This is a genomic window from Pseudomonas sp. FDAARGOS_761, from assembly GCF_013343155.1.
In the GTDB taxonomy this organism is placed as follows: Bacteria; Pseudomonadota; Gammaproteobacteria; order Pseudomonadales; family Pseudomonadaceae; genus Pseudomonas; species Pseudomonas aeruginosa.
Genome location: NZ_CP054572.1, coordinates 2,775,033 through 2,788,612 on the forward strand (window position 1 = coordinate 2,775,033; position 13,580 = coordinate 2,788,612).

Annotated in this window: 11 protein-coding genes; 8 read left to right on the forward strand and 3 right to left on the reverse strand. The window is 62.1% G+C overall.

Going from position 1 to position 13,580, the window contains the following annotated elements:
• Positions 1 to 3: 3 nt before the first annotated feature.
• The 3 genes from FOC67_RS12785 to FOC67_RS12795 all read right to left on the reverse strand — a co-directional run bounded on the left by FOC67_RS12785 (position 4) and on the right by FOC67_RS12795 (position 4,320).
• Positions 4 to 1,539, reverse strand: coding sequence for a sigma-54-dependent transcriptional regulator (locus FOC67_RS12785; RefSeq protein ID WP_003105794.1), 1,536 nt, complete (start codon positions 1,537 to 1,539; stop codon positions 4 to 6).
• 81 nt (positions 1,540 to 1,620) lie between these two features.
• Positions 1,621 to 2,538, reverse strand: a complete 918-nt coding sequence (locus FOC67_RS12790) for a hypothetical protein (protein ID WP_003122400.1) — start codon at positions 2,536 to 2,538, stop codon at positions 1,621 to 1,623.
• 201 nt (positions 2,539 to 2,739) lie between these two features.
• On the reverse strand, positions 2,740 to 4,320 hold the full coding sequence (locus tag FOC67_RS12795; RefSeq protein ID WP_003105800.1) for an esterase family protein: 1,581 nt from the start codon (positions 4,318 to 4,320) through the stop codon (positions 2,740 to 2,742).
• A gap of 156 nt (positions 4,321 to 4,476) precedes the next feature.
• Here FOC67_RS12795 and FOC67_RS12800 point away from each other — a divergent pair, with 156 nt between their 5' ends.
• The 8 genes from FOC67_RS12800 (at position 4,477) to FOC67_RS12835 (ending at position 13,392) form a co-directional block, all read left to right on the forward strand.
• Positions 4,477 to 4,698 (forward strand): YgdI/YgdR family lipoprotein, encoded by a 222-nt coding sequence (locus FOC67_RS12800; protein ID WP_003089729.1) that lies wholly within the window; start codon positions 4,477 to 4,479, stop codon positions 4,696 to 4,698.
• A 53-nt stretch (positions 4,699 to 4,751) separates the two neighbouring features.
• Positions 4,752 to 5,603: a class I SAM-dependent methyltransferase gene (locus FOC67_RS12805; protein ID WP_003089732.1), complete on the forward strand. Its 852-nt coding sequence runs from the start codon at positions 4,752 to 4,754 to the stop codon at positions 5,601 to 5,603.
• The gene (locus FOC67_RS12810) at positions 5,600 to 6,127 is read left to right on the forward strand and encodes a GNAT family N-acetyltransferase (RefSeq protein ID WP_009316195.1); all 528 of its coding nucleotides are present in this window, start codon (positions 5,600 to 5,602) and stop codon (positions 6,125 to 6,127) included. Before FOC67_RS12805 ends, FOC67_RS12810 begins: the two co-directional genes overlap by 4 nt.
• Positions 6,128 to 6,642: 515 nt before the next feature.
• Positions 6,643 to 7,776: a DUF6531 domain-containing protein gene (locus FOC67_RS29730; protein WP_371045309.1), complete on the forward strand. Its 1,134-nt coding sequence runs from the start codon at positions 6,643 to 6,645 to the stop codon at positions 7,774 to 7,776.
• Between the two features lie 75 nt (positions 7,777 to 7,851).
• A complete protein-coding gene (locus FOC67_RS29735; RefSeq protein WP_234306257.1) occupies positions 7,852 to 9,507 on the forward strand; it encodes a DUF6531 domain-containing protein in 1,656 nt (551 codons plus the stop codon).
• Positions 9,508 to 9,521: 14 nt separating this feature from the next.
• A complete protein-coding gene (locus tag FOC67_RS12825; protein WP_174707739.1) occupies positions 9,522 to 12,296 on the forward strand; it encodes an RHS repeat domain-containing protein in 2,775 nt (924 codons plus the stop codon).
• Complete coding sequence (locus FOC67_RS12830; protein ID WP_071533930.1) at positions 12,280 to 12,666, forward strand: ankyrin repeat domain-containing protein; 387 nt, start codon at positions 12,280 to 12,282, stop codon at positions 12,664 to 12,666. The genes FOC67_RS12825 and FOC67_RS12830 overlap by 17 nt, the downstream gene beginning before the upstream one ends.
• A gap of 348 nt (positions 12,667 to 13,014) precedes the next feature.
• Positions 13,015 to 13,392: a hypothetical protein gene (locus tag FOC67_RS12835; protein WP_170937454.1), complete on the forward strand. Its 378-nt coding sequence runs from the start codon at positions 13,015 to 13,017 to the stop codon at positions 13,390 to 13,392.
• Positions 13,393 to 13,580 lie beyond the last annotated feature (188 nt).

Sequence of the window (13,580 nt, forward strand, 5' to 3'; positions counted from 1 at the left end):
GCTTCAGGCGCGCGGACCGATGCCGTACTTGCGCAGGCGGTGGGCGATGGCGGTGTGCGAGGTTTGCAGGCGCGCCGCCAACTGGCGGGTCGATGGATAGCTGACGTAGAGCTTCTCCAGCAGGGCTTTCTCGAAGCCCTCCACCGCCTCCTCCAGGCTGCCCACCTCGCCGTCGTTCTGCCGCGCCACGGCGGTGCCGGCGATCTCCAGGTCGCCGATATCCACCAGGCTGCTCTCGCAGATCGCAGCGGCGCGGAAGATCACGTTCTGCAACTGGCGCACGTTGCCCGGCCAGCGGTTGCTCAGCAGCGCCGGGTAGGTGCCCGGCGCCAGCCGACACACCGGGCGCTGGATCTGCGCACAGGCCTGCTGCATGAAGTGCCGCGCCAGCAGCAGGATGTCGTGGCCGCGCTCGCGCAACGGCGGGACTTCCAGGCTGAGCACGTTGAGGCGGTAGAACAGGTCCTCGCGGAAGCTGCCCTCGGCGACCATCTTCTCCAGGTTGCGGTGGGTGGCGCTGAGGATCCGCACGTCGACCCTCACCTCGCGGTCGCCGCCGACCCGGCGGAAGCTGCCGTCGCTGAGGAAGCGCAGCAGCTTGGCTTGCAGATAGGGGGACATCTCGCCGATCTCGTCGAGGAACACCGTGCCCTGGTGGGCCAGCTCCAGCAGGCCTGGCTTGCCGCCGCGCTGGGCGCCGGTGAAGGCGCCGGGGGCGTAGCCGAACAGCTCGCTTTCGGCCAGGTTCTCCGGCAACGCCGCGCAGTTCAGCGCCAGGAACGGCGAGTTGTGCCGCGCACTCAGGGCGTGACAGCCGCGCGCCACCAGTTCCTTGCCGGTACCGGTCTCGCCGTGGATCAGCAGCGGCGCGTCGAGCGCCGCCACGCGCTGCGCACGGGTCTTCAGGGTGCGGATCGGCTGGGAATCGCCGAGGAGCATCTCGAACCCCTCGGCATGGTCATGGTGCAAGGCAGCCAGGCGCTCGCCGATGCGGTTCGGTTCGTAGAGGGTCAACAGGCCGCCGGCCAGGTGCCGCTCGCCCTCGCCCGGCCCTTCGGTGATCGGCGTGGCATCGAGCAGCAGGGCCTGGCCCATGAAGGTCACTTCGCGCAGCGGCAGGCGGAAGCCCTGCTCGACCAGCGCATCCTCCAGGGTTTCATCGTCGAACAGGCTGGCCAGCCGCTCGCCGGCCGGGTCGCGTCCGCAGCGCTCGCTGAAGGCCGGGTTGGCCAGCAGCACCAGGCCCTTGCCGTCCACCGCCAGCACCGGATCGGCCATCGCCGCCAGCAACGCATCGAGCTGCAAGCGGCGGCGCTGGCCGGGAAGGATGTCGACCACGGTCATCGCCTGCACGCCACGGATGCCCAGCAGCGCTGCGCGCAGTTCCTCCAGCACTTCGGGACTGAGGGTCGGCGCGTCGATGTAGACGTTCGGCGGCACCATTTCCACCGCGTCCAGGTTCAGGTTGCGCCCGCCCAGCAGCGCCAGCACCTCCTGGGTGATGCCGACACGGTCGATGAAGGAGACGTGGATGCGCATGCGGGAACCTGGACTGCGGCGACGCTCGCCATAAAGCCGTCGATTGTACGGCCTGGCGCCGCCCAGCCCAAGGGGCCGGCGTCAGGGTACGGGGCGCAGCGCCTCGCTGCGGGTGCGGTGGCTCCAGTCGCCCTCGTCGTCCATCACGGTTTCGGTCACCAGCACTCGGCCCGGCTGCTGCGGGTCGGCCTTGTACAGCACCAGTTCGGCCTCGGCATCGTCCCAGGTGGTGGAGATGTCCGGCAGCACCCGCACCCACTGGCCATCGCGGATTTCCAGCAGCGACGACTTGGTCCAGGTGCTGGTCCACCAGGTACGCAGCAGTTGCAGGCGCTCGCGGCCGCTGTCGTCGAGGCCGCCGAGGACGCTGAGCACCGCGCCGGTGCAACTGCCCAGCGGCTTGGGCGGGACGCGCGCGTCGGCGCTCCAGAGGTCGCAGCGGCAATCCTCGTATTCGTCGCACAAGGCGGCGCTGTTCGGCGCGTGGGCCACTACCCAGGCGAAGTCCGCCTCGGTACCGGCGAAGCGGCCGCGAGCCAGCGGGGTGTACCGCGGGTCGACGGCGTAGCGGGTGATCTCGTCGCTCTCGCCGACGAAGCGCCAGGTATCGCCCGGCCCGGCGCGCTCGGCCAGGAGCAGCCCCGGATAGTTGCGCAGGCGTCCGTCGAGGCGTACCTGCTTGACGAAGCGCACCTCGTAGCGGCCTTCCTGGTCGCCCGGCACGATCTGCGGCGCAGCGACGATGCGCTGCTCGAAGTCGGGATGGCGGGCGAAGAAGGCCTGCTTGGCGGAGAGGGTGCGCTCGCGCGTCTGCGCGCGGCCATAGTAGTCCAGGCGCGGCGCATAGACCCCTTCCAGGGCCTTGCCGCTGCGCTGCCCGTGGGCGGCCTGCCAGCGCTGGAACAGGCCGAGGATTTCGCTTTCTGCGGCAGCCTGGACCAGCGCTGGGTACAGGCAGAAGAGCGCGGCGCAGAATACCGGGCGCAAGAGTCGGCGCATCGAGAACATCCTTGTCGTTCGATTGAGGCGAACGCCGATTGTCCCCTATCCGCCGACGCTGGCAAATGGCCCTGGACGATTTTTTCCGATTCCGCAACGCGGTGGGCATTGCGAATACGCTCCGGACAGCCTTCCCCATCTCCAGGCCGCGGCACGGCGGATAACCGCAAGCGGCTATCCGCCCCACGCCAGCCAGCCGGCTCAATGCGCCGGCAACAAGGCCTGCAACCCTTCGGCAAGCTCCAGGCTCCACGCCGCGTAGTCGTGACCGCCGGGGAACTCGCGGTAGTGCAGCGGGTAGCCCTTGCCTTGCAGCGCCGCGCGCAGGCTGCGGTTGCTGCCGAGAATGCCGTCCGCCTCGGGCTCCTCGAGCAGGCCGGAACTGAGGAAGAACGCCAGCGGCAAACGCTCGCCAGCGGCGAACTGCCGTACCAGCCACTGCGGCTGCTGCTCGTCCGGCCCCCACCAGAACGAGCCGGACAGGCTCAGCACCTTGCCGAAGCGTTCCGGGTAACGGTAGGCGATGCAGCCCGAGGCCAGCCCGCCGTAGCTGGAACCGGAAAGCACGCGATCGGCAGGCTCCTCGCTCAATGCATAGCGCTGCTGCAACCAGGGCAGCAGCTCGTGGGCGAGCATGTCGGCGAAGGCCTCGTTGCAGGGTAGCTCGCGGCCCCGGCTGCTGGCATCGACATTGCCGACAATTACCGCCAGGGTCGGGCGGATACGCCCGGCGGCAATCAGGTTGTCGAGGATGGTCGGGGTCGGTACGTCGCGCGCGTAGTGGTCCTCGTCGAACAGCACCAGCAGCGGATAGCGCTGGCCCTCTGGGTCGTAGCCCGGCGGCGTGTAGAGCGTCAGCTGGCGCTGGTTGGCCAGGGCCTGGCTGCTATAGCCGAGGCGCTCCACCTTGCCGCGCGGCACGTCCTTGCGCGGCTGGTCCCAGGTCTCGGCAGGGGCGCCGCCGAGCTGCACCAGCGAGGCCTGCTCGGCCCGCGGCAGCGCGCGGCTGTTGAGCCACGGCGTACGGCTCAGCGGGTCCGGCCGCGCCGCCGCCTGCAAGGCCAGGCGCAAGGTGCCGCGATCGGCCTGTTGCAGATCCGGCAGGTCGGCGCTGAGCTGGTAGGAAACCCGCGCGTCGCGGCGCAGCGGCAGGCTCAGGTAGCGTACGTCGCTGCCGGCCAGGGCCTCGAAGCGGCGGGTGTTGACCTCCGGGGTCGGCCACAGCAGGCGCACGTCGCCGGGACGCTGCTGGCGCCAGAGGAAGGTGACCAGCACACGTTCGGCATCCAGCGGCTCCACCAGCGGCGTGCCCTGCTTCGCTACCTGCTTCCAGAACGCCTTCAGCGCGCCGGGGCGCTTTTCCGCAAGCTCCGCCTGCAGGCGTTGCAGGGTCGGGCTCTGCGGCGCCGGCGAATCAAGCGCCGGGGTCTGCGGGGTGAGGCGCTGGGTGGGGATCAGGGTCAGTGCGGTGTCTTCGTCGGCGCTGAAGGTCAGGCGCAGGCCCTGGCGCTCGCCGGCCTGCAGACCGAGCGACTGGCGTCCGGCCAGCTCCGTCGCGCGCAACGCCTTGCCGTCGGGCGTGGTGGCGCGCAGGCGGACGCGGCCGCGGTCGACCTCCAGGTCGAGCAACTGCAACTCGCCGGGGGCAAGGTCGAGGTAGCGCTGGCGGCTCTCGCCGGCAGCGATCTCGATGCGGCCATCGGCCAGCGGCACGGGCTGGGCGGCCTGAGCCGGGGTCAGCAGGTTGAGGAAAAGCAACAACGAGGTGGAAACGGCAGACATGGAATCTCCCTTCGAATAGGCGCCGCCATCCGGGCGGCTCACCGGAAGAGACGTACGATCACAGCGGAAATTTGCCGCTGTGATCCAGGCTAGAGCGGTTGCGCCGCGACTGGAGTAGAATCCGCCGCCTCGAAAACCGTCCGAAGGAAAATTCCGATGACCTCCCGTCTGCTGCCCGCCCTGTTGCTCTCGTCCGCATTCGCCGTCCTGGCCGGCTGCTCCACCCCGACCATCGTCACCCTCAACGATGGCCGCGAGATCCAGGCGGTGGATACCCCGCGCTATGATCGTAGTTCCGGCTTCTACGAACTGGAGCAACTGGACGGCAAGCGCACCCGCGTCAACAAGGACCAGGTGCGCAGCATCAAGGACATGTAATCCCCCGGACCCGCCATCCGCGCGGTGGCGCACTCCAGGGAAGGAGTCGAACCATGCGATCCGACCTGCACGAGGCCAACCGGCTGTCGTGGAACGCCGCCACCCGGGCGCACAACAGCCACAAGGCCGACCAGGCCGCCTTCTTCCGCAACGGCGGTTCCACGCTCTATCCCGAGGAACTGCAACTGCTCGGCCATCTCGACGGCCTGCGCCTGCTGCATTTGCAATGCAACGCCGGACAGGACAGCCTGAGCCTGGCGCGCCTTGGCGCCCGCGTCACCGGGGTCGACATCGCCGACAGCGCCATCGACTTCGCCCGCCAGCTGTCCCGCGACAGCGGCATCGCCGCCGACTTCCAGCGCGACGACATCCTCCGCTGGCTGCCCGTCGCCGCCACCCGCGGCGAACGCTTCGAACGGGTCTTCGCCTCCTACGGCACGCTGGTCTGGCTCTCCGACCTCAAGCGCTGGGCCGACGGCATCGCCCAGGTACTGGTTCCCGGCGGGCGCTTCGTCCTGGTGGAGTTCCATCCTTTCGCCCTGTACTTCGACCCACACTGGCAACCGGCCTACGACTACTTCAGTCGCGAGCCGATCGCCGAGAGCGGCGTCAGCGACTATGTCGCCGAGTCCGGCGCCAGCCTGGCGCCCTCCGGCTACCGCGCCGGCGTCGAGAACTTCAGCAACCCTCATCCCAGCTACGAGTTCCAGTGGGGCCTGGCCGATGTGATCGGCGCCCTGCTCGGCGCCGGCCTGCAACTCGAACGGCTGGAGGAATACCCCTACGCCAACGGCTGGGCCGGCTTCGACGGCATGCGCGACGGCGGCGGCGGACGCATGCTGCCGCCCGCCGATCGTCCGCGCCTGCCGCTGATGTACGGCCTTAGCGCAAGGAAACCACGATGACCGAAGCACGCCTGCTGCGCCGCGACGAAATCCCCCTGGTCTGGGAGATCGACCGCAGCGAAGTGATCGAGCACCTGTATTCCGTCGAGGCCGGCCAACTGGTGCTGCGCCCCGAGTTCTACGACATGCGCGGCTGGCCGGAGGGCGAGGCCGAGCACTACACGCCGATCCTGCTCGACTGCTTCGACCGCGGCGGCTGGTTCCTCGGCCTGTTCGACCAGGGCCGCCTGATCGGCGCGGTAGTCCTCGACCCGCGCCGCCTCGGCCCCGAGCGCGACTGGCTGCAACTGAAGTTCCTCCACCTCAGCCACGCCTACCGCCGCCGCGGCCTCGGCGCCCACCTCTTCCACCTCGCCGCCACCCAGGCCCGCCACCTCGGCGCCAGCGCGCTCTACGTTTCGGCTACGCCGTCGCAGAACACGGTGGATTTTTATACGAGACTCGGATGCCGGCTGTGCATGGAGCCGGATGAGGAGTTGTATCGGTTGGAGCCGGAGGATGTTCATCTGGTGTTCAATCTATAGTCTGATGCTGAGTCTCGTTGATAATCAGCAGTGCAAATAGACTTCAAGGAATGGAAATGTACAAAGCTCTCGCTTTTCTCCTGTTAAATATATTCATCGCCGTAGTGCATGCGGAGGAAGGCTGGGAGCTTTCAGTTTCGGGACCAGCCCCTGGACAACCTGGACACGTGCCATATCCAGATAGGCGACAACCCTCGCTCGAAGCCGCTTGCGCGGCCAGCGACAGGTACTATATAGATAGCAATCTGAAGGGGGGTCACGTAGTTCTAGGGTACATCAGCAGAAAAACACTTATAGATGCCCGATACAATTCATTTTTTTGCAGCATCAGCATATTCAGAAAGTCTCCGCTAGCAGCTACATCCGGCACTGCTACCTACGGAAATCCTAACTGGTGGGGGGCCTCCGGCACGGCTGTAAACGTTACTCAGGCTCCTCCAACTGGCTGCCCATACAACCTTTTCAATGGCCGGTACGAGTGCCCCACTGACGTCTCCGATCGAAAGAACGCGGGAATCCCCAACGAAAACGGATGCCAAGGCCCCTCATCTTTCCAGGGAAACCCTATAAATGCCAGTATCGGCAATAAACTTCAACGTGAAACCGATATAGATCCGTCGCACTCCCCTCTCCAGTTCGAGAGATACTACAACAGCATTACCGGAATGTGGACGCACACCTTCCAGGAAGGCTTAAAAATAGTAGGCGAAAATATTTCCCTATCTCTACCCGATGGTCGTCAGGAACTATTCAGGCTGACTGACGGCGCAATATCGTCCGACGCAACGACGGGTACACTTTCAAAAGACCAGGCAGGCTGGAGGTATGACTATAGGGACGGAACCAGCTCACTTTTCGATGTCCAGGGCCGGCTTATCCAGAGGAAAGTCAGGGGGCAGGTCATCACGATAACCTATCCGAACCTCTCCACCACCAAGGCTAAAGATGGGTTCGGAAACACCCTAACCGTTTCCTGGAACGCAACGAAACAACCCTACCTCGTCGATTACAACGGTTCCCTGAAAGTGGAATATATATATGACGGGGGCGCCAGGCTGGTTTCGAAGAAAACCACGTCCCAAGGACTCAACCGCACCCGGAAGTATCTCTATGCTGACAGTGGCAATGCCGGGTTAATGGTTGGAATCATCGACGAACAAGGCACGCGTTACGCCACCTGGACCTACGACGACCAAGGCCGCGCCATCTCCAGCGAACACGCCAACGGCGCCGAAAAGGTCACCCTCGCCTACAACGATGACGGCTCCACCACCGTCACCAACGAATACGGCAAGCAGGCCACCTACCGCTTCCAAGTGATCCAGGGCATCAAGCGCATCGTTGCCATCGAAGGCGAACCCTCGCCCAACTGTCCCGGCAGCAATTCCACCTTCACCTACGATGACCAGGGTCTGCTCACCAGCAAACGCGACAACAACGGCAACCTGACCACCTACCAGTACAACGCCCGCGGTCTGGAAACCTCGCGCACCGAGGCCGCCGGCACTGCGCAGGCGCGCACCATCACAACCGACTGGCACCCGACCCTGTTCCTCCCGGTGCAGGTCAGCGAGCCCGGCCGGAGCACCCGCTATCAGTACGACGCCGAGGGACGCAGAACCAGTGAAGGAATCATGGCGAACCAATGAAGACTTCTTTTCGGTATGCGAGACGAACCAGCAGTGACCTTAAACTAAAACAAGCTTACTCCAAAAGAAATTGACATGACGAAACCTCCTCTAGACTCAGAGCCACCTCGCACCTACTCAAGCCTTGTCTTGTGCATAGCTGCCGCTTTTTCGACAATGACATACGCATCTCCCGGCGCAATTCTTGAACCAAAAAAGAAATATAAATTCGCCAACGACATCTACCTTCCCATCATCGAAGAAACATTAACAAAAGTAATACTAAAGATAAACGAAAAACAAGAAGAAACATTCAAGCAATGTACAAGCAAAGCAGTATATAGCTGTACCAAGTTCATCATCACCCATGCAGAAGGCAGTGAGATATTCGGAAAAACCAATGGAGAATACAATAGCCATTCACTAATAAGACACTCCATTAGTCAAAGCATAAATGCTGCCGGCATCGTAACTATTAGCCCACCAGCCCCAGCAGGCTCCCTGGGCACTCAAACAGTATGGACATGCCCCGAAGATCATTGGCCTAGATCTGAGACTATCGCTCCCAAGCAGATCAGGAAAACTTGCGTTATCAAAACACAGCCCGCCAAGAACAAAGGTCCTTCTGATATATCTTGCCCATCGCCGTACGGAGGAAACCCTATAAATTTCGCTATTGGCAATAAATATCAGGAAGAAATAGATCTGCGGGGCGGTAGAGGGAACGCCCTGATCCTCAGCCGAAATTACAACAGTCTTGATGGCTACTGGCGGCACAACTTCTCCATGCGTTTGGACATTGACCTACCGAGGAGTACCATCTATCTCACCAGAGAGACCGGCAGGCTAAATATTTTCAGCCTGAACAACGGAACTATTACGGCAGAAGCAACCGAACTGGGCAGCCTGATCAAGCTAGACAATCGCTGGATATATTCCGCGAAAAACAACGACCAGTTCATTTTCAACGACAGGGGTGCTCTGATACGACAGAACCTACAGTCGGGAGTACAGCGCAGCATCTCCTATAGTCAGAACAAGCTCTTCGTGACAGACAACTTCGGAAACTCTCTTGAACTCACTCAAGACGAGAACAACCAGCCACTTGGTTTCCGATCAAGCTCTGTTGAAGGGCGTTACGACTACAGTACGAGTGGGCAGTTGATCAAGTCCCAAATCACCTTGAATGGCATGAGCAAAACACGTCTCTATCATTACGAGGACGAGCACAATCCTCGACTACTAACCGGCCTCACCGATGAACGCGGCATACGATTCGCGACTTGGTCCTACGACGATCAAGGCAGAGCTATCTCGAGCGAACATGCCGGCGGCATGGAGAAGATTCAAATCGTCTACAACAATGATGGTTCGACTACCGTTACCAACGAACTGGGCAAAGTGACCCGTTATCGATTCCAAAACCTACAGGGTCTCCAACGTATCATCGCGATAATTGGCGAGCCTTCGGTCGACTGCCCCAGTAGCAACTCATCCTTCACCTATACCAGCCGCGGTCAACTGGCCAGCAAACGCGACAACAACGGCAACCTGACCACTTACCAGTACAACGCCCGTGGTCTGGAAACCTCGCGCACCGAGGCCGCCGGCACTGCGCAGGCGCGCACCATCACAACCGACTGGCACCCGACCCTGTTCCTCCCGGTGCAGGTCAGCGAGCCCGGCCGGATCACCCGCTACCAGTACGACGCCGAGGGACGCAAGACCGGCGAGACCGTCACCACCCGCTGACAAGGACGACACCCATGCGCATCCCCCCATACTTCCCCCGCCTCGGCGCCCTCGCCCTGGCCTGCGCCCTCGCCCTGCCCGCGCAGGCGGCCGAGCGCGCCTGGAGCTACAGCTACAACGCCCTCGGCCTGATCGAGCGCGCCGACGGTCCGCGCACCGATGTGCAGGACGTCACCCTCTATGCCTACGACAGTCGCGGCAACCTGACCCAGGTGACCAACGCCCTCGGCCAGGTCACCCGCCTCGGCGACTATGACGAGCGCGGCAAGCCCGGCAGCATCACCGATGCCAACGGCGTCACCAGCAGCCTCGCCTACACCGGCGTCGACGGCTGGCTGGCCTCCGTCAGCACCGCCGGCAGCACCACCCGCTTCGACTACGACGCGGTCGGCCAGATCACCCGCGTCACTCGTGGCGACGGCAGTTGGCTGAGCTATGAATACGACGACGCACGGCGGCTGGTGGCGATCGGCAACAACCTCGGCGAACGCCTCGAATACGACGTCGACACCAAGGGCAATCGCACCGCCCAGCGCATCAAGGACGCCAGCGGCAGCCTGGTGCGCCAGCAGCAATGGGCCTACGACGAGCTTGGCCGGCTGCTCCGTGCGGTCGGCGCCGGCGGCCAGACACGCAGCTTCGCCTACGATCTCAACGACAATCCGGTCGGCGAAACCAACCCGCGCCAGTTCGCCCACAGCCAGGCCTTCGATGCCCTCGACCGGCTGGTCGGCCAGAGCGATCCCCTCGGCGGCAAGACCCAACTCGCCTACGACGCCCAGGACAACCTCACCGAGGTCAAGGACCCGCGCGGCGTCACCACCCGCTACGAATACGACGGCCTCGGCAACCTGACCCGACTGGTCAGCCCGGACAGCGGCACCACCACCTTCGAGCACGACGCCGCCGGCAACGTCATCCGCCGCACCGACGCTCGCGGTGCGGTCACCGAGTATCGCTACGACGCCCTCAATCGCCTGATCGAGCGCCACTCGCCGAGCGACCCGAGCCTCGACGTACAGTACCGCTACGACCTCACCGCCGACGGCAACCAGGGCATCGGCCGCCTGGGCGCCATCGAAGGTGCCCGCGACAGCCTGGTGTACCGCTACGACGAGCGCGGCAACCTGGTCGAGCAGGTACGCAGCATCCGCCTCGACCAGCAGACCCTGCTCGACCGCGTGACCTACCGCTACGACGCGGCCAACCAACTGCTGGAGATCGGCTACCCCTCCGGCCTCGCCATCGGCTACCCGCGCAACGCCGGCGGCCAGGTCGCCAGCGTGACCCTGGCAGTAGGCGACAAGGCGCCGAGCACCCTGGTCGGGCAGATCGCCTACCTGCCCTTCGGCCCGCTGCAGCGCCTGACCTGGGGCAACGGCATCGCCCTCAGCCGCGAGTACGACCAGGACTACCAACTGCTGCGGCAGAAGGTCGGCCCCTGGCAGAGCGACTACCAGCACGATGCCAATGGCAATATCCAGCAGCACCGCCACAGCCTCTGGGGCACCCTGGACTACCAGTACGACCCGCTGGACCGCCTGACCGAGGAACGCGGCGTCCAGGGCGGGCGCAGCTATGCCTACGACGCGGTCGGCAACCGCACCCAACGCAGCGACAACCCCGCCTCAGGCGGCACCGCCAGCAGCCAGGACTACCAGTACGCGCCCGGCAGCAACCGGTTGACCGCCATCGGCGCGCAAGCGGTGACCAGCGACGCCGCCGGCAACCTCACCCAGGACCGCGCCGCACGCAAACTGGCCTACGACGCCCAGGGCCGCCTGCAAAGCGTCAGCCGCGACGGCCAGCAGGTCGCCGAATACCGCTACAACGCCCTCGGCCAGCGCATCGTCAAGCTCACCCCCGAGAGCGTCACCACCTACCTCTACGGTCCCGACGGCCAGTTGCTCGGCGAAGCCGAACACGACGGCAGCGGCCGGAAACTGCGAGCCCAGTACTACCTGTGGCTGGACAGCCTGCCGCTGGCCACCATCGACGCCGACTACGACGCCCAGGGCAAGGTCGGCAACCCGACCCTGCTCTACCTCCATGGCGACCACCTCGACACCCCGCGCCTGGCCACCGACGCCAGCGGCCAGATCGCCTGGCAGTGGCAGTCCGACGCCTTCGGCCGCGGCGAAGCGCTGAGCCAGGGCAGCACCCAGGTCAACCTGCGCTTCCCCGGGCAGTACTACGATGCGGAAAGCGGGCTGCACTACAACTACTTCCGCGACTATGATCCGGAGACTGGGCGGTATGTGGAGAGTGATCCGATTGGTCTAGATGGCGGGCTGAATACTTACGCCTATGTTGGGTCCAATCCGGTAGGGCTGGTTGACCCTAACGGACTGAGTCCTACAGCTACTGCAGGCGCAGGAGCTGGTTTTGTTGTCGGTGGGCCTCCTGGTGCAGTGGTTGGGGGGCTTATTGGTCTTGGGTTGGGCGTCTGGGGAGCAAATGCTGCTTGGGATGCCTATCACGACGAGGCTAGTGAGGGTGGCAGTGCATCAGCTGGCACTAGCCCAGGAACTGCGGCAGAAAAGGCTAGGGAGCGGAAGGAATACAGCCGGATTTGCAAGACTCCCATACCGCCGACAGGGGACCAATGCAAAGACGCTAAGGCTAACTTAGAGAGGCTTCAGCAGTGTTTGGCCTTGCGTGAGAACTTCAGCAAGAAATGGTTTAACGATAATGATGCAGGCCACGTTACAGAGATTAATAACACTAGGCAGGCCATTGAAAATCTGAAGGACTTCCTGCGGAGGGTTTGCGGTGAGCAATGCAACTAATCAAGAGAAAGTTTCTCTACTGCTCGCAGAGTATTCGACTCTTCCCGAGTTCAGCGGGCTGGAGTGCGCAGATGTTAACAGCCTTAGTTTATTCGGGGATAGACCAATCCACATTGCCGCAACGCGCGGTGACATTGATGAAATTCAGCTGATATTGGGTCATGGAGCTGACATCAACTGCAAAGGAGAACATGGATATACAGCCCTGCACGACGCAGTCGAGCAGGGGCATAGCGCAGCTGTCGAATACCTTCTAAATCAGGGTGCAGACCCCGAATCACTAAATGATGATGGAGTCTCGCCTGCCGAACTTGCCAAGCTGCTCGATGAGGGTGAAATCCTTCACTTATTTGAGCGAGGAGCCAGTTAACGTGGGAAAAGGGGACAGATTTATTTTTACTACCATAATCTCAGCAACCGCTCACGCTAAACCATTCAAAGCGAATAACTCGCTAAACCAATCGCCCTTACCGAGGCATCGCGGAGTCCCCCTACGGCGTCTAGAACCTCCTTTTCAGAGCATTAGAGCAGGGAAAATAAATCTGTCCCCTTTATTCGACAGCAAGGGGCGATCTAGCCCAATTAATGAAATTTTAGATTCAATACCGCCTCTAATACTCCCTCCTGGCTTTGAGGAAGCGTGCGAAATTAACCCTACAATGTTTGGCTGCCCAAAGCCAAAAATACCCATGTGCTAAAATCCACAGGAAAGAAGACAATGTCATTTGAGTGCACTTTAGAAATAACCGCAAACTCTAGCCAAAACTTCAGTTCATCTAAATTTCATGTAAACCTACCTAAACAATATGCATACAAAGAAAATCAAAAGAATGGAAATATTTCAGTGTCCTCAAACGACTTCAGCTTCTCAAGCTGGCCAGAGTTTGAAAAGAACACTTACGATTTCCTTGAAAATCTAAATTTTATGAGCAGTGAAAAAGAGCTTGATGCTCTGGCTTTAAGAATTGCCATTTACTATGACATCGAGGAAACCGTCATATTTCCTTTCTGTTTTTCTAACGGCTTAATTAAAAAAGCTTACGAAATGAAACTATCTCTGGAAATCAATGGCTATCCATGCTCCAGAGAGAGCTAACAGAGGAAAAGGGAGAGGAAAAAGGGGACAGATTTATTTTTACTACTATAATTTCAGCAACCGCCCACGCCAAACCACTCAAAGCGAATAACTCGCTAAACCAATCGCCCTTACCTAGGGCATCGCGGAGCCTCCTCACGGTGTCTGCACTGGAGCCTCTCTGCTCAGAGAATTAGAGTAGGGAAAAT

Coding starts and splice junctions, on each gene's coding strand:
- FOC67_RS12785 (WP_003105794.1), bottom strand. CDS start 1,539: ATGCGCATCCACGTCTCCTTCATCGACCGTGTCGGCATCACCCAGGAG.
- FOC67_RS12790 (WP_003122400.1), bottom strand. CDS start 2,538: ATGCGCCGACTCTTGCGCCCGGTATTCTGCGCCGCGCTCTTCTGCCTG.
- FOC67_RS12795 (WP_003105800.1), bottom strand. CDS start 4,320: ATGTCTGCCGTTTCCACCTCGTTGTTGCTTTTCCTCAACCTGCTGACC.
- FOC67_RS12800 (WP_003089729.1), top strand. CDS start 4,477: ATGACCTCCCGTCTGCTGCCCGCCCTGTTGCTCTCGTCCGCATTCGCC.
- FOC67_RS12805 (WP_003089732.1), top strand. CDS start 4,752: ATGCGATCCGACCTGCACGAGGCCAACCGGCTGTCGTGGAACGCCGCC.
- FOC67_RS12810 (WP_009316195.1), top strand. CDS start 5,600: ATGACCGAAGCACGCCTGCTGCGCCGCGACGAAATCCCCCTGGTCTGG.
- FOC67_RS29735 (WP_234306257.1), top strand. CDS start 7,852: ATGACGAAACCTCCTCTAGACTCAGAGCCACCTCGCACCTACTCAAGC.
- FOC67_RS12825 (WP_174707739.1), top strand. CDS start 9,522: ATGCGCATCCCCCCATACTTCCCCCGCCTCGGCGCCCTCGCCCTGGCC.
- FOC67_RS12835 (WP_170937454.1), top strand. CDS start 13,015: ATGTCATTTGAGTGCACTTTAGAAATAACCGCAAACTCTAGCCAAAAC.